Raw genomic sequence first — 26,371 nt, forward strand, 5'->3', positions numbered from 1 at the left:
TCGCATCAACCGACGTGACGACGCCACCGCTTCCCAAATTCCGCAAACCTGATAGCAAATATGGCGGGTTAAGGAACAAGCGGCGGCCGCACAGCACATCGTGCGGCCGGCAAGGGGGCAGCATGCGATTCTTGGCAATTCTTTCGATCAGCCTCGCCGTCGATCTGGCGGGCTGTTCTCAGGTGGCGGAAAAGGCGGAGAATGCCGCCAACCGCTCTTACACCAGCTATGCGCTGGGCAAGCCCTATGCGGAGGTCGCCAATCTCGGCCAGTCGCCGATGGCGCGGCTTTCCGGCTCGGAAGCGACCTTCGGGCCGATGATCGGTGCGACGTCATTGACGAACGGCATGACGATCTACCGGCACATGGCGCCCGGCGCCAAGACCGAAACCGGCACGAATTTCGTCGGTCTGGTCGGCAGCTCCACCGTTTCGCAGAACAACCGGCTTTCCTATTTCCTGGTGGGCGCCGACGGGGTCGTCAAGGATTGGGCGACTGGCTCGGCACAGGGCAACGCCAGCGACTGCGTGCAATATATCGGAGGCATCATCAACCGCTGCACCGACATGCGGCAGCTCCAGGCTTCGCTGGCGCTCTACGACATGCGCGTGGCGACCAAGGCCGGCCAAGCCATTTCCAGCTGGGGTGAACCGGCTGCACCCGCAGTGAACTAAGGACGCGCGCCGGCGAGGGTAGGGGCGTTTCCCTACCCGTTGGCCGGGGAATGTATTGGACGCTTAGGCGCCGAAATCGTCCATGAAGGATGGATGGATGGCGGGCTGGCGCTCTTCGCGTGCGGCGCGAATGCGCTGGGGAACCGCACCGAGACCGGAGACGAAGCGGGTCAGGAGATTGCGGTGGAAAAGTCTCTGTATGGCACTCATGGCAATTCACTCATTCTTTTTTTTGTTAGCCGACAGCATATATTTTGCCCAGACTGCCGGAACAATGGGCAATTTCACATGACAGTTATGCGACAGTGCATGGCTTGAGGAGATGGCCTGCACGCTGATCACATTGGCGTTAGATCGGGCCGCTAAGGCCGGTCGGCCACGATAAATCCTCGTCTGTCGTCGCCGTGGCGTGGTAGATTGCCCGCTTGGGGTAAAACGATACCCCTCCGAAGGAGAAGCTCAGATGAACCGATTTTTCGCATTTATCGCGACCGGAACGCTGATCAGCCTTGCCTCGATCATCTCGGCCTGCACTTCGTCCGGAAGCGTCGACCAAACCTCCTCGATCGGCTACTACCACGAGGATCTGCCGCTCAACCCAGCCTGCGGTGGTGGGTTCAGGCCGAGCGATGGGCGTTCTTGCAGCTATTAGAAATCTGCGCCGATCGGGCATGATGCCGCCGGATGAAGTCGTCTGACTGGCAATCGCTGGAGGCGAACTATCGCTGCAATCAGACTTCCAATTTTTCCCGCGCTAATAGCTGCACGGACGATCATTGCCGAATCCATCGCGGCAGGCAGGCCGGAGGTCAAAGTCAGCGCTCCGGGCGGTATACCCGCCCGTTTGCATCGAGTCGTTTGGGCTCGTGGTGCAGGCCGATGCCGACATGGCAATGACGAAGACGGCTGTCATGGCCCCCGATAGTTTGCGAGTTTGAAGCATCTCCCCACCCTTCACTGTCCAACGTGTCCGTATACTCGTGGCAAGTAGGCCGAAGAGGCGTCCTGATAACTGTCGTTGCCGATCAAGATTTTGTTATTTGTTGAAAACCCCTTCGCAAGCGCTTGCTGCCACGATCAAGGTTGTTTGGCCATGCCTGCAGAAGGGATCCACGGCTACGTCGGCTTCACCTAAAGAACTAGGCTTGGCGAAACGGCCACGCAAGGCATCAACTATCGATGATCTAGCCACTGGTTGCCAATTCACGGAAGGTGAAGAAACAGGGGCACGCCGCTCGACGAGTGGATAGCACATGCTTTCGAGTTACCGGGAGCCTACATGCTTCATATTGCTAAGATTGCGCCACCTCGGTTCAGGCTATGGACGCGCGCTTCACGAGAATGGCGCCATGGTGAGCCCGAGCTTCGGATCCTCGATCGATTATGCCGTCGGAGCCAGACTGCCATCGATATAGGTGCGAACTACGGTGTCTATTCTTGGTTCTTGACCAAGTATGCGCGCAATGTCGTCGCCTTCGAGCCTCAACCTAACATGGTAGCTTTTCTGAAGGCCGCGCTTGGTTCGTCGGTTCGGGTGGAGCAGGTCGCACTTTCCGACAGCGCTGGCGTTGCAACGATGCGGATCCCCAGTGATCAGCGCATGGATGGCTGCGCCACGATTGAGGAGCAGAATAGGCTTTCGACGCAAAATGTCGAAGAAATTTCCGTTCCAACCCGGCGCCTGGATAGCTATCAGTTCGACACTGTAGGCTTCATCAAGATCGACGTTGAAGGGCACGAACTAAAAGTACTCGAAGGCGCGGAGGCTATATTGCACCGGGATCGCCCAAATCTGCTTATCGAAGCGGAAGACCGACATCGACCCAACGCTGTCGGCAGTGTGATCGACTATCTTAAGCCGTTTGGATATTCTGTATATTGCCTGAAAGATCGAAAATTTCGTTCCCTGTCGATCGACGAGGTCCGGAAAGGCTCTTCCGGAACGCCTTACAACTACGTTTTTTCTATCCGCGACGATCTATAAGCGCACTTAGTGTGCCCACCCCCCGCCGGCCGACCTTCAGCGGCAATGACCGCTGGCGCGTCGCGGCAAAGCGCTCGGAAATCGGACGGGATTGGACCTCGGGCGGGAGGATATTTTGCCGGCCCTTTGAGAACGGTTTAAACGCTCCTTGAGCCGTCCTTAAGACCTGATTGGGCTTTTCAAAAATTCGGGAACCTCGTGTCAAAATTCCAAAAAATCACGTCCGCCGAGCCGAAGGAAGTTCAACGGCCGGTGTTTTTCTGAGAAGCGCGCGTTCATCGGAGGTTAATCCTTGTTAACCCAGAATCGAAGCCTGAAAGGATGATCCGATGAAGATGCTTTTTTCGTCACTTGCAGCCATTGTCTTGTCTGCATCGTTCGCCCTGCCGCTAAACGCCACGCCGATTGTCGTGCCGAACGCAGCACAACTGCACACCCCAGACGTCGAGCAGGTCAAACACCGGAAACATGGGAAATGGCATGCAAATCGCCACTGGAAACAGCGATACGCCCACCGCGACTGCAGGTATTATGGCTCGTGCTACCGTCCGCGGTATTACGGTCATCGCGACTATTACGGCTATCGCGACGATTACTCCTATCGTCGTCGGTCAGGAGTGACTGTGTATTTCGATTTTTAGTCGGCACTGCCACGGGCGCCAACCTATAAAAAGAAAGGTCGGGCGAATGCTCGCGCCGACCTTTCTTTGATTGCATCGCACGGTGCCAGTACATCCGTGGTCACCAGCAAAAGCTATCCGATAGATTGAATTTATGCGCCTCGTGAATTTTCGCAAGGATTAGGGGGCTGCTGATTTAGAGCTAGGCAGGGGGCGCAATAACCGCGGTACGACGAGAAGTACGACACGCGCTCTGAAGTGCGCTAGTTGCTCGGCCGATCCGTCCAGTCGATCATCGCGGCGGCAGCAAAACGGAAGCCCTACCATAGCGCGCCGTCAGCCTTACCAACCGGCGGCTATTGACCAACATGCCCTGTTTGCGTGGCCGCCGCGGCTTGTGTCGGCATAGGCGCCACTCTGCTCGATCATATGGTTGGACAAGGTGCTATGCCCTGTCCGCGAAAGGCCGGAGCCTCGATCGCCGCAAAAAAACGGTGCGACTAGCGATCAGCTCAAGGCAATATTCGGATGGTTACACCCGCGCAGCACGTCGCAAGAAGCTAGCCGGAGACGGCGCCAAGCTCCTCTTGCCGGATCGGAACGAGAACTAAAATGTCTAACTCGGTGGGTCTAAGCTTGAAAGCTGGGACCTTGAACGCAAATATATGCAGGAAAAATAGGATCTTAGAGAGTTGAATGGTGGGCCTGGAGGGCGTCATAAAATCGTTCTAAAACAGATGGCTAAGTGGCGTCTTTCGCTTGATCCTCTGATCGCTCAAAGCCATTCGTGCTGCTGAACGCCTATGGCAACCCCTATAGCGAAAAGTCGCTTACGGGAATGATGGCGCACTGGACGAAGATGGCCGACATGCCGAAGGGCTGCACCCTGCACGGCCTGCGCAAGACGCTCGGCAAGCTTTTGGCCGAAAGCGGATCGACAACTCGACAGCTGATGGAAATGCTCGGCCACGACGATATCGAGCACGCGGAGCTTTATAGCCGCGAAGCCGAGCAGCAGAAACTGGCCCGCGACGCGATGGCCAAACTCTCCCGTAAGCTGTCGATAAAGAAGGCGCCGGCGAGGCGCAATTGACTTATTCCGTCCCGGACGGTGAAGGTGTGTCGCCGGTATGATCTGTGAGCGGTAGAGTGTTATTGAGCATTCTCGCGGAAGTCAGCCTGCCAAAAGCGGTGGAGAAAGAAATGATGCGTGTTAGTGCGTGGATTGCATCGTTAATCCTTTTCGCAGTTTTCCTTTATCTCGTCCTCACTGGAGCAGAACAGGTTCGCTTCATTTCTGTGGCGTTCGTGCTTGTTTTTGCCGTCTTAGCGACGCGATTAGATGACATCCAAGACCTGACATTTGGTCCAACAGGGCTGGCGGCAAAACTGGCGAAACAATTGGAAGAGGCTCGGGCCACAGTGAAGCAGCTTCAAGACTTTGCTGAGGTGTTTGCTGCTCGTAGTGTCCAGCAGATCGCGGGTGATAACCGAATGAGCGGCCTATCACCGAAACAAAAGCGTGAAGCGATCGCAGAAATCGTGCGTGGGTTGAAATCCATACAGCTGCCGGATGACCGCATCGATCGGGTGCTGTCGTTATCCGACCCCTATGATGACTACGATTATTGGAGCTGGACGATGTCGCCGATCTACAGCGCTAATGATAGAGAGGTCCAAAAGCTCGCGAACCAGTTTTACGACGTTGGGACCAGCAAAGGTATCGGCTACAATCCGGATGCTGAGACCACCGATAGGTTCCTCAAAACTCACAATCTTTATCAGGGCGAAATCGCAGAGCGTGTGATTGATTGGCGATATTGGAAAGCCAACCGCAAACATCGTCGCCTCGATAATGGGAGGCGCGTCACGAAACACGGAATCAAGCGAGAAGCTTGGAAGATGTCCTCAATATCAAGTCGAAGCCAGGAACAAAGGGCTAACCGGATGGCTAACCTTGCTGGCTAACCACCTTCTAAGGCCTCTGAAACATGGGAGGAATGGTGGGCCCGGAGGGACTCGAACCCCCAACCAAGCGGTTATGAGCCGCCGGCTCTAACCATTGAGCTACAGGCCCTTGGCGCCGGGTGTCCGGCGCTTGGGTGCCGGGGCAATGGTTCCCGCGGCACGGGTTCCGCTCTAACGCAAATCGGGAAGAGCCACAAGCGGAGAGCGCACGCATCTGTGGACGATGCATATTCGTGGGCAGCCACTGGAAGCTTCCCGCGCGGACCACAGTTATTCAAGTGACGTTCCGCATGAAAAGGGCGATCGCAGATGGTGGCTTTGAACAGTGCCGTGGTGCTCATCGTGGAGGATGAGCCGATGATCCGGTTCAATATCCTCGATGTGCTGGAGGATGTCGGCCACGTGGCGCTGGAGGCGGCGAATGCCGATGAGGCGCTGGTGGTGCTGAAGGGCAGGCAGGATGTCGATATCCTGTTCACCGACGTCAACATGGCCGGCTCGATGGACGGTCTCCAGCTTGCCAATCGGGTGAGGGCGATGCGGCCGAACATCGGCATCATCATCACCTCGGGCATGGTGCGGCTCGATCCGATGGCGCTACCCGCCAATACCGCTTTCCTGCCGAAGCCCTATATGCACGACACGTTGATTTCGACGATCAATTCCCTGATGACGTAGTAACACCGCGCAGCCGCAAAACGGGGACTGGTTTTGCGGCTGCGCGCGAGGCGCCGGGAGACATGGCTCGTCTTCAGGCACGGCGGAGGGGAACAGCGCCCTCAGCTGAAGCTGCTCTTCAGCGCCTCGTTCTCGTGATGGGCTTTCTTCTCGTAGATCGTGAACAGCGCCATCGAGAGGAGATAGGAGAGGAAGGGATCCCCTATCTGCGTAGCGAGGTCGCGGGATGCGAGAACATGGCGTTCCAGCGCGCCGATATCCTTCTGCGTGGCGGTTTCAGCGAGGCGGTTCATGCTGCCATCTCCAGGAATTGGGTCACGACCGAGCGAGCCGGCACGTGCCTGACATAAAGGGGTAGGGTGAGGCCGAGGGCGGCGCGCATCTTGCGCAGCACGCGGTCCGATACTTCGAAGGCGCCGCAGCAGACGGGATATTTGCCGTAGCCGTCGGCGCGGCCGAGTTCTTCCACTTCGGCGCCTGCGCGCTTGTAAACGCGCTTGAGGTAGGGCTCGTAGTTGGAAATCATCGTATGGATGCCGTGATCGAGCGCGCATTCGCAAAGCGCAAGCAGCATCATGGAGAAGGCGCGGCCGGCATCGATGCCGGGGAAATCTCGGGTGATCGCCTCTTCATCGATGCACATCCGCGTGCCTTCCCAGATGCCGGGGGAGATGAGATCGGCGGCATCGGGAAAGGTCTCGCGGAACACGTCGTAGAGAAGGGTCGGGCCCGTCGTCGGCATCAGGCGCATGCCGCCATAAAGACGGGTGCGGTTGTCGTTGCACCAGACGAGATAGGCGGGAGCCAGCGAATCGTAGCTGTCGCGTTCGTAAGGGCCGATGACGGGCACGTCCCAGCCGAGCGTATCGGCGAACACCTTCTTGCGCAGGCGAAACATCTGGTCGAGTACGGCAGCGTATTTCTGATACTCATGTGCCTGAATGATAACGAACATTTTGCCCTCCAGCGTTTTCAAGTTCGTGGAAGGCAGAATGGTTCAGGCGGGCCGGATCGGAAATTCCCTCAGATGGGCCCCCTCAGATGAGGGGGGCAGAGCCTGCCGCGCAAAAGTGAGATTTTGTGATCACGACATGCGCCAAAAAACGCGCCAGAGCCTTTCCTGGCCAGATTGAAGCATTCTGCCGGAGCAGGTTTTCGTCAGGGCAAAGGCGCTTGGCGAAGGGCATACCTCTTGGTACGTCCGAGCCGATCGCCTTTGATCCTGGCGTAGAGATGCCCGGCCCACCGGCCGCACTGCTTCGCCATGCGAAGCAATAGGTGCGTCCGGCGATTCTAAAGTCCTGCAGATTTGCCTAGCAAATCTGCAGGAGGGTTGGCTGAAACGGGCCGGCTGATCGACCGGTCGGCCTGGCCGTAGAACTGGGCTACGACGCGCGCCAGCCGGTCGACCATCCGACTCCGTTTGAGCCAACAGAATGCTTCAATCTGACCAGGAAAGGCTCTAGGGATTGATGATGCGCAATTGCACGGCCCGCGACGCGGCGGCCGAGATCGTCGCGCAGCCGAGCTTGAAGCGGGCGGTCTTCAGATAATCGCGCGTGGTGTGCTCGGATATGCCCAGGATGAGCGAAATATCCTTGTAGTCCTTGCCGAGCGCCGTCCAGTGCAGGCATTCGATTTCGCGCGGCGACAGTGCCGGCACCGGATCGTTCTCGCCATGCAGCTCGTAGACGGCCTTGCGGTGGATCAGGTGAGCGATCTCGAGCCATTCGTTGCGGCAGCGGCGGACGAGTTCGGCCCATTGGTCAGCCGGTATGCGGGCATTCATCGACAGCAGGGCGCGGCGCTGCGCCTTGTCGGCGACGGGAATGGAGTAGCCGTTGCCGCCGATGCCGTGCTTCTGGGCGTCGACCAGCATGGCATAGGCCTCCGGCGTCGGCTCGACCTCGCTCCAGTCGAAGGGCAGCTGGCGTTCGAAGCCCTCTTTGACGATCGGATCGACCTTCACATAGCTGTTCAGGAGGTAGCGGGAGACCCAGGCATCCGGATAGGTGGTGCGCACGAAGGGCGAATCGATCTTGCTGGCGATGGTCTGGGCGAGATGGTATGTGACGAAATCGAGGCCATATTCCGCCTGCAGAATGCGGATCGCGGCATCCACATTGGCCGCGGCCTTGATCTGTTCGAAAGCGGACTCGAACTTTTCGCTATAGGTATTCTCAATCATTTCCACTGCCCCAATTCCCTCAATCCTACCGCGAGGGCCGTCATAAATACAAGGCATCCCCACATATGCGGGGAATGACAATTCGGGTCCCATCTGCTAGCGCCTGTCATGAGGAGACCTCATATGGACAGCAAGAGACCATTCGAGATTGCCGAATGCCAACAGGCCGCCAAGGGCCTGAAATCCAGCTGGCAGGACATGGCAGGCTCCGAAGCGCTGATCCGCGCCCTCGTTGCCGAACGCAACGGCGACAGGCCGCTGGCACTGTTCTGGACCGAGGTTCACCGGGCGCTCTGCCAGGAAACCAACGCTTTCTGACGATCGGCCTTCCCGAACGGCTCAGCCTTTTCTCCGCAATTCAGGCATGACACCCACGCCGGCCGGCAGGCAAATCCCACAGCATTTCTGCTCTGCAAAACTGCCGATGAATACGTCTTCATTCATGTCGTGATTCGATTTGGCGGTGAAAGGATCGGACTTTGCGTTCTGGATCTATGGTTAAGAAATCCGCATTATTTCATCGACTTGTTTCGAAACGATTGATGGAGACTTTGCGGAGGGAGCGATGATGTTTGTGGAAACGGTTGCGCTGTGCCGTCGCTGACGCTCTCTTGCGAAAGGCAAGCCGAGCCCTCTTTCCATCCTGAAGCGCCAGGGCCTCGAGAGAAGCAAGGCCGGCTACCGGGGTCCCGCTCCGGCAATGGAGCGGCCGCAGCACCCATCCCCCGTCCTTCGAGGCTCCGGCCTTCGGCCTGCGCATCTCAGGATGAGGGTTGATTGGTGTGTAGCGTGGCTAGCGGCTGATCGGCGGCCGTGTGGCAGGCGGGCGATCGGTATGCCGTGTGGTGCTGAGTGGTGCCGTGCAGAGTCTGGCTTGCCGTTCTGCTCTCCGGGGAGGCAAGCGGCGACGCCTCTCCCCCTCATCCTGATGCGCGCCGCAGGGGCCTCTAAGGACGAGGCCACCACGGGGGGCTCCGGCAATGGACGAGCGCTGCCGAACGGCTGAAGCCGGCTTGGGATTGGGGGTCAGCCGACCATTGTGGAAGGATTGACCCAGTCTTGACGCGGCATTTCGGGCTGCTGCGATCTCGGGCGAAACTTCACCAGCACCTCGCGGCCATCGGAAGAGGCCTTCGTGCGCTCAAGCGCATCGCGTTCGGCAACCGCCTGGCGCCAGTGTTCGTCGTCGCGGCCAATGGGCCGGCCCTGTTCTTCCCAGATCGCGTAAGCTCTTTTGCTGATCCATTCGTGGCGTCTGTCGCTCATCTATCCATTCCACTCGTCAAAGTGTTATTCGGCAATTCTGTCCGGCAGAACCGGCGACCGGCGTTTGGCTGCCATCAGCAGGTCGAGTTCGATAGAGGAGGGCCCGAAACGGGTGAACAGGCTTTCGGCCTGATCGCTCAGCAGGCCATATTTGGAAGCGAATTCATCAAGGCTATAGGGGCGGCCGCGCAGGATTCTGCTTCGGCGCTCCGGCTCACGGATTTGCGTCATTGGTGATAACCCCAGACTGTTTTGCGAATTATGAGAACAAAACAAATTACAACGACAAAGGTTCCGTGATTTTTCAGGGTTTTTTCGCCTCGTCGTACCGTTTTGGGGCGCCTGAATGCGGGTGGCATGAATTTTCTAAAAGGGTGTCGCCTGAGAAAATTTCGCCTAAAAAATGCAAGAATTTCAGCCGGTTATGAAATTGGCTTTCGCGGAGGCCGATAAATGGCTTTATCCCCGGCACGTTACTCTATAGAATCAATCGTGTTATTCGGTCCGCAGGGGCAATATTTTCCGTTCCCGCGTTGATGCCGACCGATACCGGAGGACTTGGCTTCAATCCAACAAGAGGAGACAGACATGATGAATGCACTGCCGCCACTTCATAACGGCCACGCGCCGTTTACCCTCCAGCAATTGTTCCGCGAAGCGCTCTATGCCTTCGAGGAATGGGATAGCGAATTGACCGAGCCGATCGTGACCCACGAAGGACGGATCATCCCCATCAGCTTCGTTTTCGAAGCCATGCGCGAATGCACCGACATCGTGCCGATGAATATCGTCGGCGCCGTCACCGAACGGCTGACCAAGCCGTGGGAGGGCGAAGGCCCGCTCGACCAGATGACCTTCTCGACGGCGGCACGCGTCATGCGCGTGCTGGTGCGCAAGCGCCTTCTCGCCAACGGCACGGCGGATCTCGTCGCCGTTTCGGCCCACGCGGCCGAAGACCAGAGCCGCGACTGACAGGACGAGGATCGCGGCCATGGCTGCGATCCTTTTCCGCTTTTCGGCGGAACCTCGCTCATCCCCAGCCGTTTAGTCCGCACAGCCCGCCACTACGGCGCCTCGCGTCTTCGGACGCGCAATTCTGTACGCGCAATTCTGTAGTGATGACGGCCGAGGAACGAGCATCATGCTGAAATCCATCGTTCATGAAATCATCGGCGCATCCAGGCATGAGCCGGAGCTTCCGCAATCGCTGGAGCAGTTTCGCGACAGGAAGCGGGTATTGATCATCTTCGCCGACGCGCAAGACGACCGTCCAATCATTCAGGACGAATGGCTGCGCAAGGCGCAAATGCGCCTCATCGAGGAAGACGTCGAGGTATTCACCATTGCCGGCGGCGGCGCGTTCGCGCTGTTCGATGATGACTGGGAGCTCGATGCCGACGATATTCGCGCGCGGCTGCAGGGACCGCCGGCCGGTGAGTTCGGCCTGATCCTGATTGGGCGCGACGGAACCGTCCGACTGCGGTCGAGCGAGCCGCAAACCGCGGAGGAAATTTTCGCGGCCTTCGAGACGCTGCCGAAGGAGACACCCTGGTAAGGCTTCAGCCTTCGGTCTGAAACGAAAGCGGGGGTGGCGAAAGCTGCGCTCCCCCTTTGCGTGTTCAGAGCTCGAAGGCTTCCTTGAGGCCGAGGCTCTTGCGTTCGCGCAGATCGAGGTCGGCCTCGATATGGGCGATATGATGCAGCATCAGCTGGCAGGCGCGGTCGAGTTCCTTGACTTCGATCGCCGAAATGATGTCGCCATGTTCGGAGTGGCCGCAGCTCGATGCGGTCGACTGGCCATAGAGCGCAATGACGAGGGATGAGCGGGCAACGAGCTCCTCCATGAAGCGCTGCATGATCGCATTGCCGGATATCGCCGCCAGCGTCAGGTGAAAATCGCCCGATGCCTTGATCTCGGCTCGGCGCGCCGTCTGGCCGCGCTCGCTCATGAGGCGGCCTTCTTCCAGCAGCAGCTGTCTCAGATGGGCGATGTCACCCGGCGTGATCCGGGCGGCTGCCTCGCGCAATATGCCGGGTTCGACGAGCCGGCGGGCGGAAAAGATCTGGCGCGCCTCATCCGGCGAGGGATAGGCGACGAAAGCGCCGCGGTTCTTCTCGACGCTGACGAGGCCTTCATAGGAGAGTGCCTGCAGGGCGGCGCGGGCAAGCGTGCGGCTGACATTGAAGAGATTGCCGACATCGCTTTCCGAAAGCTTGGTACCGGGCGAGAGCCTGCGCTCGACGATCGCTTCGCGAATGGCATCGCGGATCTGTTGCGCGCCGGTTTCGGCGGAGTCGTCGGCCTGCTGAGCCTTGGCAGCGGATTTCATGAAATCGATTTCCTGATGGTCGGCAAACCATATCCATGTTCGCTGCAAAAGTTAAATAGAATTTGTGCTCGAAGTAGCGCCGAAATTGTATACGATCTTTTGCACAAATTGCGCACGATAGCCTAAATCGTGAGCAGATAGCATTGTGCTTATAATTTGCCCTCGTAGGTTCCGCGCCGATAAAATCCTTATTTTGCAGTAGTTTTGTGCAGGAAACTACAATTGGCACGGCAGATGCATCGCCTTTTCCAAACAGGGGAAGGCATGATGTCGAAAGCGGCAGAGATCGATATAGTATCCGTTTCGAAGGTCTATGGCGCGACGACGGCCGTCCATGCGATCAGCCTGAAAATTCCGGCCGGCTCCTATTGCTGCTTCCTCGGCCCGTCGGGCTGCGGCAAGACCTCGACGCTGCGCATGATCGCCGGCCACGAGAGCATTTCGTCGGGCGATATTCGGCTCGGCAATGTCGTGGTCACCGACTTTCCGCCGGCCAGGCGTGGCACGGCGATGATGTTCCAGTCCTACGCGCTGTTCCCGCATCTCGACCTGATCGACAACGTCGCCTTCAGCCTGAAGATGAAAGGCGTCGACAAGCAGGAGCGGCGGGCGAAGGCGCGCGAGATGCTCAAACTGATGCAGATGGAGGCCTATGCCAGCAGGCGTCCGGCCCAGCTTTCCGGCGGCCAGCAACAGCGCGTGGCGCTGGCGCGCGCGCTGATCACCGATCCGGAAGCGCTGCTGCTCGATGAGCCGTTGTCGGCGCTCGATCCGTTCCTGAAGATCCGCATGCGCGCCGAACTGAAGAAGCTGCAGAAGTCGCTCGGCATCACCTTCGTGCACGTCACCCACAGCCAGGAAGAGGCGATGGCGCTCGCCGATGTCATCGTCATCATGAATGACGGCCGGATCGAGCAGGCCGCAGCACCCCGCGAGGTCTTCGAACGGCCGGCGACGGCCTTCGTCGCGCGCTTCATGGGCGATCACAATGTGCTGTCCGGCCAGGTGACATCGAGCGAAAACGGGGTGCTGGTCATGACGGTGCCGGAGGGGCAGAGCTTTTCCGTGCGCGGGACGGGCAGGGAGGTCGGCGAGCGCGTCGATATCGGCATCCGCACCGATCGCGTGCGCCTGCAGGTGGCGACCGAATGGACGCTCGGCTTCAACGGCATCGTCTCCAACATCGAATATCGCGGCTCTTCCGTGAAGATCACCGTTATCGGCGCCGGCAGCGACGATTTCACCGTCATATCAGACGACGGCGACTATTTCGCCCGGCCGGTCGCCGTCGGCGACACCGTCGCGCTCAGCTGGGCGCTCGAGGATGCCGTGCTTCTCGGCCGCTCCTCGGCGTGAGCCATCACCATCAAGAACCATGAACCTTCCATATCAAGAAAAGGGGAACTGACATGACGACTGAAACGACATCGACCAAGGCGGAGAAGGGTCTGTCCCGCCGCACACTGCTGAAGACGGGCGCTGCCGCCGTCGGCGCCATCGCCGGCTCCGGCGCCATCACCGGCTTTCCGACAATCTGGGCGCAGACGAACATCACGCTTCGCCAGTTCGGCACCGGCGTTTCCAACATCAACGCCATCGCCGAGAAGTGCAAAGCCGATCTCGGCATCACGCTGGAGATGACGGCGACCGATTCCGACGCCGCCGCCCAGCGCGCCGTCACCCAGCCCGACAGCTACGACATTGCCGATATCGAATACTGGATCGCCAAGAAGGTGTTCCCGACAGGCGTCCTGCAGCCGATGGACGTCAAGAAGCTGAAATATTACGACAAGATCGTGCCGCTGTTCATCAACGGCAAGCTGAAGCCGGAAAGCGTCATCGCCCAGGGCACGGCGCCGCACACGGTCGGCTTCGTCGAGGCTCCGGGCGCCAAGACCTTTGCCAAGGAACCGACGCAGTGGATGACGATGGTTCCGACCATCTACAATGCCGATACGCTCGGCATCCGCCCCGATCTCGTCGGCCGCGATATTTCGAGCTGGGCCGACATCATGGATCCGAAGTTCAAGGGCAAGACCTCGATCCTCAACATCCCGTCGATCGGTATCATGGATGCTGCGATGATCATGGAGGCTATGGGCAACATCAAGTATGCCGACAAGGGCAACATGACCAAGGAAGAGATCGACAAGACGATCGAATTCCTCATCAAGGCTAAGGGCGACGGCCAGTTCCGCGCCTTCTGGAAGAGCTTCGACGAATCGGTCAACCTGATGGCATCGGGTGAAGTGGTCATCCAGTCCATGTGGTCGCCGGCCGTCGCCGCCGTCCGCTCCAAGGGTATCGCCTGCAAGTATCAGCCGCTCAAGGAAGGCTACCGCGCATGGGGCGGCGGCCTCGGCCTTGCCTCGCACCTCAAGGGCGCGCAGCTCGATGCGGCTTACGAATATATCAACTGGTACACGTCGGGCTGGGTCGGCGGCTACCTCAACCGCCAGGGCTACTATTCCGCCTGCATGGAAACGGCCAAGAACTTCATGACAGCCGACGAATGGGGCTACTGGATCGAGGGCAAGCCGGCGCAGGGCGATATCCTGTCGCCTGAAGGCAAGGTCATGGAAAAGGCCGGCGCCGTTCGCGACGGCGGAGCCTTCGAAGCCCGCATGGGCGCGGTCGCCTGCTGGAACTCCGTCATGGACGAGGACCGCTACATGGTCCGCCGCTGGAACGAGTTCATCGCTGCGTAATGCGATTGCCGTTTTCCCCTCCTCAACCCTCCCCACAAGGGGGAGGGAGTCCGGAGGCGGTGCGGCAGAGAACTCCCTCCCCCTTGTGGGGAGGGTTGGGGAGGGGTCCTTTGAGCCCTCCCTGTCGGAAAGCAGGTGGCCCGGACGCCGCCGCGATTCTCTTCTCCCCCAGCGGGGAGAAGGTGCCGGCAGGCGGATGAGGGGGTGGCACGCACCTTCGTTCCACTTGACGTAATCAGAACGGAGAACCGGATATGGCGACCATCGCAGCGGAAACGGAGGAGGACGGTCAGGGCGCGCGCGGCGGGCGTGGACTGAGGCTCTCCCCATCGGCGATATCCTATCTCCAGGCGACGCCGCTGTTCGCCATTCTCGGCTTCTTCTTCCTGCTGCCGATCGCCATGATCGCGGTCGTCAGCTTCTGGGACTACGATTTCGCCGGTCTCTACCCCGATTTCCTCACCATGAACTATACCGACACGCTCGGTTCGTGGGTGACGTGGAAGACCTATCTCAACACGTTGAAATTCACCGCGATCGTCTGGTCGCTGACGCTCGTCATCGGCTTCTGGGTCGCCTATTTCCTGGCCTTCCACATCCGCAAGACCTCAACGCAGATGATCCTCTTCCTCGTCTGCACCGTGCCGTTCATGACGTCGAACATCATCCGGATGATCTCGTGGATCCCGGTGCTCGGGCGCAACGGCCTGGTCAATTCGGCGCTGATCAAAATGGGCATCATTCCGCAGCCGATCGAATGGCTGCTCTATTCCGATTTCGCCGTCGTGCTCGCCATGGTGCATCTCTATACGCTGTTCATGGTGACGCCGATCTTCAACACGCTGATGCGCATCGACCGGTCGCTGTTCGAGGCGGCGCGCGATGCCGGTGCGTCGGGCTGGCAGATATTGTGGAACGTCGTCATTCCGCTCGCCAAGCCCGGCATGGCGATCGGCACGATCTTCGTCGTGACGCTCGTCATGGCCGACTTTTCGACGGTTCAGGTGATGTCCGGCGGCCAGAGCGCCTCGGTGGCGCTGATGATGAAGAACCAGATGTCGCTGCTGCAATATCCGGCAGCGGCCGCCAATGCCGTGGTGCTGCTCGCCGTCGTGCTCCTGATGGTCGCGGCCATCCTGCGCGTCGTCGACATCCGCAAGGAGCTTTGAGATGAACCACGAAAAACGCGGCCTGCAATTCTATCTGCTGGCGATCTTCTTCATCATCTTCGTACTGTTTCTCTACGGCCCGCTTTCGGCGATCCTGATCCTCTCCTTCCAGGGACCGGACGGCGGCCTGACCTTCCCGATGAACGGCGTTTCCACCCATTGGTTCTTCAACCTGTTCGAGAAGCAGGCGGTCGGCGATTTCGGCGCCTCGTTCCGCCGTTCCTTCACCCTCGGGCTGATGGTGATGGCGGTGACGGTCGTCGTGTCGCTGCTTGCCGGGCTTGCCTTCCGCCGCCGCTTCCGCGGTTCGACCGCGCTGTTTTACGCCACGGTCGCAAGCCTCGTCGTGCCGTCGATCATCATCTCGCTCGGCATCGGCGTGGTCTTCCAGCAGGGAGGGCTGAAGCCCGCCTGGTATTCGTCGGCCTTCGGCGCGCATCTCACCTGGACGCTGCCCTTCGGCGTGCTGATCATGTTTGCCGTCTTCAACCGTTTCTCGCCGGCTTACGAAGAGGCGGCGCGCGATCTCGGCGCCAGCTCCTGGCAGACGTTCCGCCATGTCGTGCTGCCGATGATCGCGCCAAGCCTGATCGGCGTCGGCTTGTTCGGCTTCACGCTCTCCTATGACGAATTTGCCCGCACGCTGATGACCTCAGGCAGCTACAACACCTTGCCGCTCGAAATCTACGGCATGACGACCAACGTCACGACGCCGGTGCTCTATGCGCTCGGCACGGTGACGACGCTGTTTTCCTTCACCATCATACTCATCGCCCTTGGCATCATGATGATGCTCAGCCGGCGGCAGGCAAAGATAAACTGATATGCGCATCCTCATCGTCAATCCGAACACAACGGCCTCCATGACCGAGAAGGCCGCGACCGCCGCGCGTGCGGTGGCAGCCTCCGGCACGGAGATCATCGCCGCGACGTCGCGCATGGGGCCGGTTTCCATCGAGGGACATTACGACGGCGCGCTGGCGATCCCCGGTCTGCTCTCTGAACTCCAGGAGCGGCAGGCGGTCGGCTATGACGCGGCTGTGATCGCCTGCTTCGACGATACCGGGCTCGAAGCGGCACGGAGCTTTGCCGATGTGCCGATCCTCGGGCTTTGCGAATCCGCCGTGGTGACGGCAGGATTCCTGGCGCAGCGCTTCACCGTGGTGACGACGCTGGAGCGCTCGCGGGTGCTGATCGACAATCTCGTGCGCCGCTACGGCATGGGCGAGCGCGCCAAGGTGCGGGCCTCCGACATCCCGGTGCTGGAGCTGGAAGATGCGGCCTCGGGCGCAATCGGCAAGCTCAGGGCCGAGATCGAGCGGGCGCTTTCAGAGGACGGCGCCGAGGCGATCGTGCTCGGCTGCGCCGGCATGACCGATCTGGCGCGCGAGCTGCAGGAGATCTACGGCGTGCCGGTCGTCGACGGCGTTGCGGCCGCCGTCAAGCAGGCCGAGGCGCTGGTGTCGCTCGGGCTTTCCACCAGCAAGCGCGGCTCCTATGCCTCGCCGCTGCCGAAACCCTTCAGCGGGGCGATGAGCGGTTTTGCGCCAGTCCGGAAAGCCGGCTGAGCCATGTCCGTTTCCTTCGATTTCAAACAGCTCAGCGAGCGCGAACGCTACAAGCTGATGATCGGCACGATCATCCCGCGGCCGATCGCGCTGGTGACGACGGTGGATGAGGACGGCCGGATCAACGCCGCGCCCTTCAGCTTCTTCAACTGCCTTTCTGCCGATCCGCCGATCCTTGCGATCGGGGTCGAGAACAATGCCGACATGTCGTTCAAGGACACGGGCCACAATATCCGCATGACCGAGGTGTTCACGGTCAATATCGTCTCCTTCGCCATCGCCGAGGCGATGCATGTCTGCGGCGCCAAATATCCGCGCGGCGTCGACGAGCTGAAGCAGGCGGGGCTGACGGCGATGCCGGGCGAGAAGGTCGCTTCGCCCTTCATCGCCGAGGCGCCGGCCGCCTTCGAATGCCGGCGGCATGTGACGCTGGAACTCGGCCGCTCGCGGCAGATCGTCATGGGTGAGATCGTCTATGCGCATTACCGCGACGGGGTCGTCGATCCGCAAAGGCTGCATGTCGATCCGGCAGCGGTCGATGCGATTGCAAGGCTCGGCGGCGATACCTGCGCCACCATCCGCGACCGTTTCGAGATGCTGACGCCGAAGCTCTGACGGGTGCGATAGGCCATAGGCCCAAGTTTTGCTTTACTTTTTCGGCTCCCGCGCGAATGGTCTGCACGGATTATCGCGGCAGAGGAGCGCTTACCCATGACAATCGAGAACGATCTCAGCCGGATCGCGGAGCAGGAGAAAGCGCTGAGCTTCGACGCTTTCGACCTGACGACGGCATGGCAGCTCGGCAAGCTCCTGCAGGAACTCGCCACCGAGCGCGGCCTCGGCATCGCGATCGATGTGACCTTGCATTCGATGCCGGTGTTTTACGCGGCACTCCCTGGCGTGACGCCCGATAACGTCAATTGGGTCCGCCGCAAGCGCAACATGGTGTTGCGCTATTTCCGCAGCAGCTATGCCTCCGGCCTGAAGTTGCAGAAGGACGGCAAGACGGTCGAAGACAATGGGCTTGATGGCGCCGACTATGCGCCGCATGGCGGCAGTTTTCCGATCAACGTCAAGGGCACCGGTTGCATCGGCGCCGTCACTGTCTCCGGCCTGCCGCAGCGCGACGACCACAATCTCGCGGTCGAGGCACTGGCGCTGATGCTGGCGAAGGATCTGGATACGTTGCGGCTTGCCCCGCCGCTCTGATGCGACCTTTCCTGCCGTAATTTTGACAGAAAAAAGCCATGAAAACTGCAAAATCGTGTCGCCGCTCCGGTGACGCGGCCCTATCCTGCGGCTAAGCTGCGGCATCGCACTCCTATTTTACCCCGGGACGCCATGATCCGCTTGTTTCTTGCGCTTGCCGCCATTGTCGGCTTCGGCCTTTTCCTTGCCTCCTGCAACACGCTGTCCAAGGAGGAATGCGTCGCCGCCGACTGGCGGGTGATCGGTGAGAGTGACGGGGCGGCGGGCTACGAGCCGCAGCAGCGTTTCGCCGCCCATGCGAAATCCTGCGAACGGGTCAAGATCATCCCCGATCAGTCGATCTGGTTCCAGGGCTATCAAGCGGGCCTGGTGCGCTACTGCACGCCGCTCAGCGGGCTTTCACGCGGCCAGGCGGGCAGCGGCTATGCCAATGTCTGCCCACCGGAAGCCGCGCCGGGGTTCCTGCGCGGCTTCAACCTCGGCAGCAAGCAGCACGGGCTGCAGGAACGCCTCAACTCGATGCAGAACGACTATAGCTCCAAGGAGATGAGCATTGACGAGCTTTCCGACAAACTGAAGGACGCCAAGGATGGCGACCGCTCGGAACTGCGCCGGCGGATCGAGGATCTGGAAGACGACATGCACGACATCCGCCGCGACCAGCGCGACGTGCAGGACGATCTCGACCGCGTCAACGAGGATGTCGAATGGTTCCAGCGCAACCCGAGCGCCGAACTGCCGGCGCCGGGTTACTGAAGCTCAGAGCTTGCCGTTGGCCTCGGCGATGCCCTTCGTCAGGCTGCCGGTTGCCGGGAAGAGCGGGATGAGGCAGGCCTGCAGCGCGTGGTAGATATCGCCCTTGCCGGGGAAGAGCGAGTGCGAGGGCACGAGATCTTCCGTCAGTTCCTCATGCCAGCCGCCGTTCTTGTGGTCGATGAAGGCGCGCTCGATCACGTTCCAGATCTTGCGGTAGCTCTCCTCGTGGAAATCGCTCGGCAGATGTTCGTTGAGGAAATGGGCGGCAGCCGCACCTTCGCAGGCCGGCCACCAGAGCTTGTTGCGCTTGGCGGGCTTGTCGTCCCAGTCGAGCGTATAGAAGAAGCCGCCCTTGTCGTTGTCCCAGCCGAGCGCCATGGATTGGGCAAACAGCGCCTTCGCCGCATCCGGCATCCATTCGATGCGTTTGCCGCCGAGCGCCCAGAGCTGCAGGATCAGGCGAGCCCATTCCAGCCAATGGCCGGGCGTCGTGCCGGCCGGGCGGAACATTTCGTTCGGATGATAATAGGTCTTGTCGAGCTTCCATTCGGCGTCGAAATGCTCGGCGACGCGCCAGTCGACCGAACCGGCCGCGCGGCGGATGACGAGATCGGCGATGCTTTCGGCCTTGGTCAGATATTGCCTGTCGCCGGTCGCTTCGAAGGCCGCCATCAGCGCTTCGGTCAGGTGCATGTTGGAGTTCTGGCCGCGATAGGCGCCGCCGTCGAGCGGCTGCCAGTCGGCGGTGAATTCCTCCGCGATTGCGCCGTGCTTGGCTTCCCAGAACTTTGTGTTGAGGATCTCGGTGATATCATTGAGCATGCCGTCGGCAAGCGGATGGCCGATGGTCTTTGCGGAGGAGGCGGCCAGCAGCACGAATGCATGGCCATAGCCCTGCTTGTTGGAATCGACCGGACCGTCATTGTTAAGCGACCAGAAATAGCCGCCGTTTTTCCGGTCGCGATGATGGTTCCAGATATAGTTCATGCCGTGGTCGGCGACGTCGGCAGCGCCCGGACGGCCGAGCAGGGCGCCGATCGAGAAGCAATGCACGGCGCGCGCGGCAATATGGATGCCGCGAACCTGGCCCTCGGCGTCGAGAGGCCTGCCTTGGTCGTCGAGATCGTAGAAACCGCCCTTGGGGTTGACCGAATTGTGCTGGAAGAAATCGAAGAGGCCGTTCGCCTGGTTGAGCAGCCAGTCGCGATGATAGGCGCGGGTCGTCCAGTTTCCAAGCGCGGCATTGCCGGTTGCGGGTGCCATGATGCTCCTCCGATTTCGTGCACAAGCGTTGCAAACGCCTATATAGAGGTCGAGCAAGCCTGTCATCGGTCTATCGCATCGGCCGTCCTTTGCGCGTCTGAAAAGGCGCGCGGTGCTGTAGCCTTGCAAAGCACGAAATCGATAGGCATATATTGACATAAAGATATCTTTATGTGATTTGGAAGTCTGGTCTTATGACGTCAAGGAGCCCTCCCGTGTTTGACAATCTCTTTGGTCCGGAAACGGGCAAGCGTGACGGCCGTGAAGTTTTCGCGGCTTTGAAACAAGCCGCGAGCGAGCGCATCCTTGTCCTCGACGGAGCCATGGGCACACAGATCCAGGGGCTCGGCTATGACGAAGACCAGTTCCGCGGGACACGCTTCATCGGCTGCGCCTGTCACCAGAAGGGCAATAACGACCTTCTGATCCTGACCCAGCCGGACGCGATCGAAGAGATCCACTACAAATACGCCAAGGCCGGCGCCGACATTCTCGAGACCAACACCTTCTCCTCGACCCGCATCGCGCAGGCCGATTACGAGATGGAAGGCGCGGTCTACGACCTCAACAAGGAAGGTGCCGAGATCGTGCGCCGGGCGGCACAGCGCGCTGAACGCGAGGACGGCCGCCGCCGCTTCGTCGCCGGCGCCATCGGCCCGACCAACCGCACCGCCTCGATCTCGCCTGATGTCAACAATCCCGGCTTTCGCGCCGTCACCTTCGACGATCTGCGTTCCGCCTATGGCGAGCAGATCGACGGCTTGATCGACGGCGGCGCCGACATCATCCTCATCGAGACGATCTTCGACACGCTGAACGCCAAGGCGGCGATCTTCGCCTGCGAGGAGCGCTTCGCGGCCAAGGGCGTGCGCCTGCCGGTGATGATCTCCGGCACGATCACCGATCTGTCCGGTCGCACCCTGTCCGGCCAGACGCCTTCGGCCTTCTGGAACTCGGTGCGCCATGCCAATCCCTTTACGATCGGTCTCAACTGCGCGCTCGGCGCCAACGCCATGCGCCCGCATCTGCAGGAACTTTCGGGCGTCGCCGACACCTTCATCTGCGCCTATCCGAATGCCGGCCTGCCGAACGAATTCGGTCAGTATGACGAAACGCCGGAGCTGATGGCCGCGCAGATCGACAGCTTCGCCCGCGAAGGCCTCGTCAATATCGTCGGTGGCTGCTGCGGTTCGACGCCGGAACATATCAGGGCGATCGCCGAGACCGTCGCCAAGTACAAGCCGCGGCCGATCCCCGAGCATCGTCCCTTCATGTCGCTGTCAGGCCTCGAACCTTTCGAGCTGACCAAGGACATTCCCTTCGTCAATGTCGGCGAGCGTACCAACGTCACCGGCTCGGCGAAGTTCCGCAAGCTGATCACCAATGCCGATTATACGGCAGCGCTCGACGTCGCCCGCGACCAGGTCGAGAACGGCGCGCAGGTGATCGACATCAACATGGACGAGGGCCTGATCGATTCCGAAAAGGCGATGGTCGAGTTCCTCAACCTGATCGCCGCCGAGCCTGACATCGCCCGCGTGCCCGTGATGATCGATTCGTCGAAGTTCTCGATCATCGAATCCGGCCTGAAGCGCGTCCAGGGCAAGCCGATCGTCAACTCGATCTCGCTGAAGGAAGGCGAGGAGAATTTCCTCGCCCAGGCGCGGCTGTTGCACAATTACGGCGCGGCCGTCGTCGTCATGGCCTTCGACGAGACCGGACAGGCCGACAGCTATGAGCGCAAGGTGGAAATCTGCACGCGCGCCTACAAGCTGCTGACCGAGAAGATCGGCTTCCCGCCCGAGGATATCATCTTCGATCCGAACATTTTCGCGGTCGCGACCGGCATCGAAGAGCACAATAATTACGGCGTCGATTTCATCGAGGCGACGCGGACGATCCGTGAGCGCATGCCGCTGGTGCATATTTCCGGCGGCGTTTCGAACCTGTCCTTCTCGTTCCGCGGCAACGAGCCGGTGCGCGAGGCGATGCACGCCGTGTTCCTCTACCACGCCATCCAGGCGGGCATGGACATGGGCATCGTCAATGCCGGCCAGCTGGCGGTCTACGACAACATCGATCCCGAGCTGCGCGAGGCCTGCGAGGACGTGGTGCTGAACCGCCGCCCCGACGGCACCGAACGGCTGCTCGAAGTGGCCGAGCGCTTCCGCGGCGCCGGCGCCCGGGAAGGCCGGGTCCAGGATCTCTCCTGGCGCGAATGGAGTGTCGAGAAGCGTCTCGAACATGCGCTGGTCAACGGCGTTACCGAATATATCGAGGCCGATACCGAGGAGGCGCGCCAGCAGGCCGCCCGGCCGCTGCATGTCATCGAGGGCCCGCTGATGGCCGGCATGAACGTCGTCGGCGATCTCTTCGGTTCGGGCAAGATGTTCCTGCCGCAGGTGGTCAAGTCGGCGCGTGTCATGAAGCAGGCGGTCGCCGTGCTGCTGCCCTACATGGAAGAGGAAAAGCGCCTCAACGGCGGCGAAGAGCGCCAGTCGGCCGGCAAGATCCTGATGGCGACGGTCAAGGGCGACGTGCACGATATCGGCAAGAACATCGTCGGCGTCGTGCTGGCCTGCAACAATTACGAGATCGTCGACCTCGGCGTCATGGTGCCGGCGACGAAGATCCTCGAAACGGCGATCGCCGAGAAGGTCGACGTCATCGGCCTTTCGGGCCTGATCACGCCGTCGCTCGACGAGATGGTGCACGTTGCGGCCGAGATGGAGCGGCAGGGTTTCAAGATCCCGCTCTTGATCGGCGGGGCGACGACCAGCCGCGTGCATACGGCCGTGAAGATTCATCCCGGCTACAACAACGGGCAGACGATCTATGTGACCGATGCCAGCCGCGCTGTTGGCGTCGTCTCGGCGCTGCTCTCGCCGGAGACCCGCCAGGGCTATGTCGACGATATAAGAGCCGAATATGCCAAGGTGGCGGCCGCCCATGCGCGCAGCGAGGCCGAGAAGGTGCGCCTGCCGTTGCCCCGGGCTCGCGAGAATGCTCACAAGATCGACTGGTCTGCCTACCAGCCGGTGAAGCCGCAATTCTTCGGCACGCGGGTGTTCGAGGATTACGATCTGGCCGAACTTGCCAAATATATCGACTGGACGCCGTTCTTCCAGACCTGGGAACTGCGCGGCCGTTACCCCGCCATTCTCGAAGACGAGAAGCAGGGCGAGGCAGCGCGCGCGCTCTGGACCGATGCGCAAGCCATGCTCAAGAAGATCATCGACGAGAAGTGGTTCCGCCCGCGCGCCGTCATCGGCTTCTGGCCGGCCGGCGCCGTCGGCGACGATATCCGGTTGTTCACCGACGAGAGCAGGACGCAGGAGCTTGAGACCTTCTATACCCTGCGCCAGCAGCTTTCGAAGCGGGACGGGCGGCCAAACGTGGCGCTCTCCGACTTCGTCGCGCCTGTCACAAGCGGGGTTCAGGATTATGTCGGCGGCTTCGTGGTGACGGCCGGTATTGAGGAAATCGCCATTGCCGAGCGTTTCGAACGGGCGAACGATGATTATTCTTCGATCCTGGTCAAGGCGCTGGCCGACCGTTTCGCCGAAGCTTTTGCCGAGCGTATGCATGAGCAGGTGCGTCGAGAATATTGGGGCTATGCCAAGAACGAGACGCTCAGCAAAGAGGATCTCATCACCGAAGCTTATGCCGGCATCCGCCCCGCGCCCGGTTATCCCGCCCAGCCTGACCACACCGAAAAGGCAACGCTCTTCAAGCTGCTCGACGCTGAAAAAGCGGCCGGCGTGAAGCTGACGGAAAGTTATGCGATGTGGCCGGGTTCCTCGGTCTCCGGCCTCTATATCGGCCACCCTGACTCCTATTATTTCGGTGTCGCCAAAATCGAGCGCGATCAGGTGGAAGATTATGCCAGGCGCAAGGGCATGGAGGTTTCCGAAGTCGAGCGCTGGCTCGGACCGGTGCTGAACTACGTGCCGCGCAAGGCGGATGAGGAGATCGACGACGCGGCGTAACCAGCCGTTTGGCGTCTTCCGCTGATAAAATAATTCAAGAAAGGAGGGAGCCGGAAGTGAATCACTTTCCGGCTCCATGCTTTTGAAAATCAAGAAGATTTTTCTTTTGAGCCGATGATGTCGGCCTTGCGGTTCAAGTCACCGCGATCGTCAGCTCCGCGACGAAATCATAGGCGTCGCCGCGATAGAGCGAGCGGGTGAATTCCACGGCGCGGCCGGAGCCAAGATAGGAGATGCGCTCGATCGACAGGCCGGCCGCACCGACCGAGACGCCGAGAAGCTGGGCGTCGGCTTCCTTCATATTGGTTGCCGAGATGCGCTGCACCGCGCGTACCGGGCGGACCTGGAGGCGTTCGAGTTCAGCATAGAGCGAATTGGTGACGGCCGAGGGATCGGGCAGGAACTCGCCGGAAACGCTGGCATTCTCGATCGCCAGCGGCTGGTCGTCGGCGATGCGCAGGCGGGAGAGGCGCGAAACCTTGACGTCGGTGCCGAGGCCGAGAATCATCATCTCGTCGGGCGAGGGGGTGTGGATGCCCTTGTGCAGCCATTCGGAGCGGGAGGACATGCCGCGGCGCGCCATATCCTCGGTGAAGGAGGTCAACTGCGACAGGCGTTGCTCGACCTTGGAGACCGGCTTGGCGACGAAGGTGCCCGAGCCGTGGCGGCGCACCAGCAGGCCGTCGGCGACCAATTCGTCGATCGCCTTGCGGACGGTGACGCGGCTGACGGCGGCGAATTCGGCGATGTCGCGTTCCGGCGGCAGCGCATCGCCGTGGCCGAGCGTGCCGGTGCGCACGGCCTCTTCGAGCATGCGGCGCAGCTTGACGTAGAGCGGGCCGGTACCGGCAGCCTGCAGGCGCTCCAGGGATAGGATGGTAGCGAGGTCGTCGCTCATGCCGCACCTCTCTGCCTGTTGTTCAGGAGCTTCACCGCAAGTCCCGCCGCGCCCTGCAGGGCATCGCCCTTCGGTTTGGCGAGCAGCAGCCTGTAACGTTCGGCAAGCCAGGGTTCATAGGCTTCGGCAAGGCCGCCGAGCAGGCAGATCGACGGGCATTCGGGCCAGAGCAGCGCCTCGAGGCTTTCGCCGATCGCGGTCGCGGCGTCGGTGACGATGCCAACCGCAACAGTATCGCCCTTGGCCGCATGTTCGAAGACAACAGGTGCGTAGCGGGCAAAGTCCTTCGGTCTTGCCGAATGCGCGAATTCGACGATGCGCTCGGGATCGTTGCCGTATTCGGCCATGACCGCTTCGGTGATCGGCGATGCCGGCCGCACCCCGTCATGGGCGAGCAGCGATCGTTCCATTAGGTCGCGGCCGAGGCGGGCGCCGCTTGCCTGGTCCCCAACGACGAAACCCCAGCCGCCGATGCCGTTCAGCCGGCCATCCCTACGGGCATTATAGACCGAGCCGGTGCCGAAGGCGCCAACGATACCGTCGGCATCGCCGAGCGCACCCTGCAGGGCAATCAGCGCATCGGTGACGACGCGACCTTCGGTAAAGGGCAGGGCCGTTTCGATTCGTCTGCCGTAATCGCCGACGTTGGCACCGGCGACGCCGACGACGGCTGCGACGGAGGAGATGGTTTCAGCAGCAAGCCCGGCATCGCACAGCGCCTGCCGGGCGGATTCGACGATATTGAGAAGAGAGTTTTCGAGATCCGACAGAATGTTGGCAGGGCCTGATTTGCCGCGGCCGATGACATTGCCGTTTCCGTCCGCGACTGCGGCCCGGCAGCTCGTTCCGCCGCCGTCTATGCCGATTGCAAGCTCCGTCATCGGGCCTCCGAATATACCGTTCCCTATGTTTTTTAATACAATACCAAAAAAATACCATTTACCAAGTGGGAATGAGGGAGAAAATCAATCTTTTTATCTCATTGATTTCACTGGATTTAATTTTTTAACGAATTTTCTCAGGCCGAAAAGTTAAATTCGGCTGGACAATTGGTATTTTTTTGGCATTAATTCCGCAAAAGGGAACAGCACTTCGAAGCCCAC

Annotated in this window: 29 protein-coding genes, 1 tRNA gene and 1 pseudogene; 19 read left to right on the plus strand and 12 right to left on the minus strand. The window is 60.4% G+C overall.

Annotation, left to right across the window (positions count from 1 at the left end; translation table 11 throughout):
* Positions 1-122 precede the first annotated feature (122 nt).
* Positions 123-674 (plus strand): hypothetical protein, encoded by a 552-nt coding sequence (locus tag EEQ99_RS07650; protein WP_028756006.1) that lies wholly within the window; start codon positions 123-125, stop codon positions 672-674.
* 63 nt (positions 675-737) lie between these two features.
* On the opposite strand, the gene EEQ99_RS34495 is transcribed toward EEQ99_RS07650, so the two are convergent.
* Positions 738-884: a hypothetical protein gene (locus tag EEQ99_RS34495; protein ID WP_164735911.1), complete on the minus strand. Its 147-nt coding sequence runs from the start codon at positions 882-884 to the stop codon at positions 738-740.
* A gap of 253 nt (positions 885-1,137) precedes the next feature.
* Here EEQ99_RS34495 and EEQ99_RS07655 point away from each other — a divergent pair, with 253 nt between their 5' ends.
* Complete coding sequence (locus EEQ99_RS07655; protein WP_028756005.1) at positions 1,138-1,326, plus strand: hypothetical protein; 189 nt, start codon at positions 1,138-1,140, stop codon at positions 1,324-1,326.
* Positions 1,327-1,428: 102 nt separating this feature from the next.
* On the opposite strand, the gene EEQ99_RS35080 is transcribed toward EEQ99_RS07655, so the two are convergent.
* Complete coding sequence (locus EEQ99_RS35080; RefSeq protein ID WP_127430205.1) at positions 1,429-1,617, minus strand: hypothetical protein; 189 nt, start codon at positions 1,615-1,617, stop codon at positions 1,429-1,431.
* Between the two features lie 336 nt (positions 1,618-1,953).
* Between EEQ99_RS35080 and EEQ99_RS07665 the strand changes: the two genes are divergently transcribed.
* The 4 genes and pseudogenes from EEQ99_RS07665 to EEQ99_RS07680 all read left to right on the plus strand — a co-directional run bounded on the left by EEQ99_RS07665 (position 1,954) and on the right by EEQ99_RS07680 (position 5,246).
* Positions 1,954-2,658 carry an FkbM family methyltransferase gene (locus EEQ99_RS07665; RefSeq protein ID WP_028756004.1) on the plus strand — a complete coding sequence of 235 codons (705 nt, stop codon included), beginning with the start codon at positions 1,954-1,956 and terminating at the stop codon, positions 2,656-2,658.
* A 329-nt stretch (positions 2,659-2,987) separates the two neighbouring features.
* Positions 2,988-3,299 carry a hypothetical protein gene (locus tag EEQ99_RS07670; RefSeq protein WP_082849686.1) on the plus strand — a complete coding sequence of 104 codons (312 nt, stop codon included), beginning with the start codon at positions 2,988-2,990 and terminating at the stop codon, positions 3,297-3,299.
* 766 nt (positions 3,300-4,065) lie between these two features.
* Positions 4,066-4,371: pseudogene (locus tag EEQ99_RS07675) on the plus strand (tyrosine-type recombinase/integrase); the annotation flags it as partial.
* A 62-nt stretch (positions 4,372-4,433) separates the two neighbouring features.
* Positions 4,434-5,246, plus strand: coding sequence for a hypothetical protein (locus EEQ99_RS07680; protein WP_244604774.1), 813 nt, complete (start codon positions 4,434-4,436; stop codon positions 5,244-5,246).
* 33 nt (positions 5,247-5,279) lie between these two features.
* On the opposite strand, the gene EEQ99_RS07685 is transcribed toward EEQ99_RS07680, so the two are convergent.
* Positions 5,280-5,355 (minus strand) — tRNA-Ile (locus EEQ99_RS07685).
* Positions 5,356-5,555: 200 nt separating this feature from the next.
* On the opposite strand from EEQ99_RS07685, the gene EEQ99_RS07690 reads away from it, so the two are divergent.
* Complete coding sequence (locus EEQ99_RS07690) at positions 5,556-5,924, plus strand: response regulator (RefSeq protein ID WP_028756002.1); 369 nt, start codon at positions 5,556-5,558, stop codon at positions 5,922-5,924.
* Positions 5,925-6,025: 101 nt separating this feature from the next.
* On the opposite strand, the gene EEQ99_RS07695 is transcribed toward EEQ99_RS07690, so the two are convergent.
* From EEQ99_RS07695 to EEQ99_RS07710, 3 genes are all read right to left on the minus strand, one after another.
* Complete coding sequence (locus tag EEQ99_RS07695) at positions 6,026-6,217, minus strand: hypothetical protein (RefSeq protein WP_028756001.1); 192 nt, start codon at positions 6,215-6,217, stop codon at positions 6,026-6,028.
* Positions 6,214-6,879, minus strand: a complete 666-nt coding sequence (locus EEQ99_RS07700; RefSeq protein ID WP_097594206.1) for an acyl-homoserine-lactone synthase — start codon at positions 6,877-6,879, stop codon at positions 6,214-6,216. The genes EEQ99_RS07695 and EEQ99_RS07700 overlap by 4 nt, the downstream gene beginning before the upstream one ends.
* A gap of 507 nt (positions 6,880-7,386) precedes the next feature.
* Complete coding sequence (locus tag EEQ99_RS07710; RefSeq protein ID WP_028755999.1) at positions 7,387-8,112, minus strand: LuxR family transcriptional regulator; 726 nt, start codon at positions 8,110-8,112, stop codon at positions 7,387-7,389.
* A 123-nt stretch (positions 8,113-8,235) separates the two neighbouring features.
* On the opposite strand from EEQ99_RS07710, the gene EEQ99_RS07715 reads away from it, so the two are divergent.
* Positions 8,236-8,430 (plus strand): hypothetical protein, encoded by a 195-nt coding sequence (locus tag EEQ99_RS07715; RefSeq protein WP_018242928.1) that lies wholly within the window; start codon positions 8,236-8,238, stop codon positions 8,428-8,430.
* Between the two features lie 708 nt (positions 8,431-9,138).
* Here the strand turns inward: EEQ99_RS07715 and EEQ99_RS07720 are convergent.
* On the minus strand, positions 9,139-9,378 hold the full coding sequence (locus tag EEQ99_RS07720) for a DUF2934 domain-containing protein (protein WP_028755998.1): 240 nt from the start codon (positions 9,376-9,378) through the stop codon (positions 9,139-9,141).
* 24 nt (positions 9,379-9,402) lie between these two features.
* Positions 9,403-9,609, minus strand: coding sequence for a hypothetical protein (locus EEQ99_RS07725; RefSeq protein ID WP_028756342.1), 207 nt, complete (start codon positions 9,607-9,609; stop codon positions 9,403-9,405).
* 357 nt (positions 9,610-9,966) lie between these two features.
* Here EEQ99_RS07725 and EEQ99_RS07730 point away from each other — a divergent pair, with 357 nt between their 5' ends.
* Positions 9,967-10,350 (plus strand): BRA0787 family protein, encoded by a 384-nt coding sequence (locus EEQ99_RS07730; protein ID WP_028756343.1) that lies wholly within the window; start codon positions 9,967-9,969, stop codon positions 10,348-10,350.
* A gap of 169 nt (positions 10,351-10,519) precedes the next feature.
* On the plus strand, positions 10,520-10,933 hold the full coding sequence (locus EEQ99_RS07735; RefSeq protein WP_028756344.1) for a DUF4174 domain-containing protein: 414 nt from the start codon (positions 10,520-10,522) through the stop codon (positions 10,931-10,933).
* Between the two features lie 64 nt (positions 10,934-10,997).
* On the opposite strand, the gene EEQ99_RS07740 is transcribed toward EEQ99_RS07735, so the two are convergent.
* Entirely contained in the window at positions 10,998-11,708 is a 711-nt protein-coding gene (locus tag EEQ99_RS07740) for a GntR family transcriptional regulator (protein WP_028756345.1), read from the minus strand.
* A gap of 267 nt (positions 11,709-11,975) precedes the next feature.
* On the opposite strand from EEQ99_RS07740, the gene EEQ99_RS07745 reads away from it, so the two are divergent.
* The 8 genes from EEQ99_RS07745 (at position 11,976) to EEQ99_RS07780 (ending at position 19,118) form a co-directional block, all read left to right on the plus strand.
* Entirely contained in the window at positions 11,976-13,064 is a 1,089-nt protein-coding gene (locus tag EEQ99_RS07745; RefSeq protein ID WP_028756346.1) for an ABC transporter ATP-binding protein, read from the plus strand.
* A 53-nt stretch (positions 13,065-13,117) separates the two neighbouring features.
* On the plus strand, positions 13,118-14,416 hold the full coding sequence (locus tag EEQ99_RS07750; RefSeq protein ID WP_047611023.1) for an ABC transporter substrate-binding protein: 1,299 nt from the start codon (positions 13,118-13,120) through the stop codon (positions 14,414-14,416).
* 254 nt (positions 14,417-14,670) lie between these two features.
* Positions 14,671-15,585 carry an ABC transporter permease gene (locus EEQ99_RS07755; protein ID WP_028756356.1) on the plus strand — a complete coding sequence of 305 codons (915 nt, stop codon included), beginning with the start codon at positions 14,671-14,673 and terminating at the stop codon, positions 15,583-15,585.
* Between the two features lies 1 nt (position 15,586).
* Positions 15,587-16,408, plus strand: a complete 822-nt coding sequence (locus EEQ99_RS07760; protein ID WP_047611022.1) for an ABC transporter permease — start codon at positions 15,587-15,589, stop codon at positions 16,406-16,408.
* 1 nt (position 16,409) lies between these two features.
* Positions 16,410-17,153: an aspartate/glutamate racemase family protein gene (locus tag EEQ99_RS07765; RefSeq protein WP_028756354.1), complete on the plus strand. Its 744-nt coding sequence runs from the start codon at positions 16,410-16,412 to the stop codon at positions 17,151-17,153.
* A gap of 3 nt (positions 17,154-17,156) precedes the next feature.
* Positions 17,157-17,768 (plus strand): flavin reductase family protein, encoded by a 612-nt coding sequence (locus EEQ99_RS07770; protein ID WP_028756353.1) that lies wholly within the window; start codon positions 17,157-17,159, stop codon positions 17,766-17,768.
* A 96-nt stretch (positions 17,769-17,864) separates the two neighbouring features.
* Positions 17,865-18,362, plus strand: coding sequence for a heme-degrading domain-containing protein (locus EEQ99_RS07775; RefSeq protein ID WP_028756352.1), 498 nt, complete (start codon positions 17,865-17,867; stop codon positions 18,360-18,362).
* A gap of 132 nt (positions 18,363-18,494) precedes the next feature.
* Positions 18,495-19,118, plus strand: coding sequence for a DUF2799 domain-containing protein (locus EEQ99_RS07780; protein ID WP_127430206.1), 624 nt, complete (start codon positions 18,495-18,497; stop codon positions 19,116-19,118).
* A gap of 3 nt (positions 19,119-19,121) precedes the next feature.
* On the opposite strand, the gene EEQ99_RS07785 is transcribed toward EEQ99_RS07780, so the two are convergent.
* A complete protein-coding gene (locus tag EEQ99_RS07785) occupies positions 19,122-20,381 on the minus strand; it encodes an AGE family epimerase/isomerase (protein WP_063474580.1) in 1,260 nt (419 codons plus the stop codon).
* Between the two features lie 215 nt (positions 20,382-20,596).
* On the opposite strand from EEQ99_RS07785, the gene metH reads away from it, so the two are divergent.
* Complete coding sequence (gene metH, locus EEQ99_RS07790; RefSeq protein ID WP_063474581.1) at positions 20,597-24,370, plus strand: methionine synthase; 3,774 nt, start codon at positions 20,597-20,599, stop codon at positions 24,368-24,370.
* Positions 24,371-24,503: 133 nt separating this feature from the next.
* On the opposite strand, the gene EEQ99_RS07795 is transcribed toward metH, so the two are convergent.
* Together EEQ99_RS07795 and EEQ99_RS07800 are read right to left on the minus strand one after the other, a co-directional pair.
* The gene (locus tag EEQ99_RS07795; protein WP_011652849.1) at positions 24,504-25,268 is read right to left on the minus strand and encodes a GntR family transcriptional regulator; all 765 of its coding nucleotides are present in this window, start codon (positions 25,266-25,268) and stop codon (positions 24,504-24,506) included.
* Positions 25,265-26,149, minus strand: a complete 885-nt coding sequence (locus EEQ99_RS07800) for a glucosamine kinase nucleotide-binding domain-containing protein (protein ID WP_127430207.1) — start codon at positions 26,147-26,149, stop codon at positions 25,265-25,267. Before EEQ99_RS07800 ends, EEQ99_RS07795 begins: the two co-directional genes overlap by 4 nt.
* Positions 26,150-26,371 lie beyond the last annotated feature (222 nt).

It is taken from the genome of Rhizobium anhuiense (assembly GCF_003985145.1).
GTDB classification, from domain to species: domain Bacteria; phylum Pseudomonadota; class Alphaproteobacteria; order Rhizobiales; family Rhizobiaceae; genus Rhizobium; species Rhizobium anhuiense.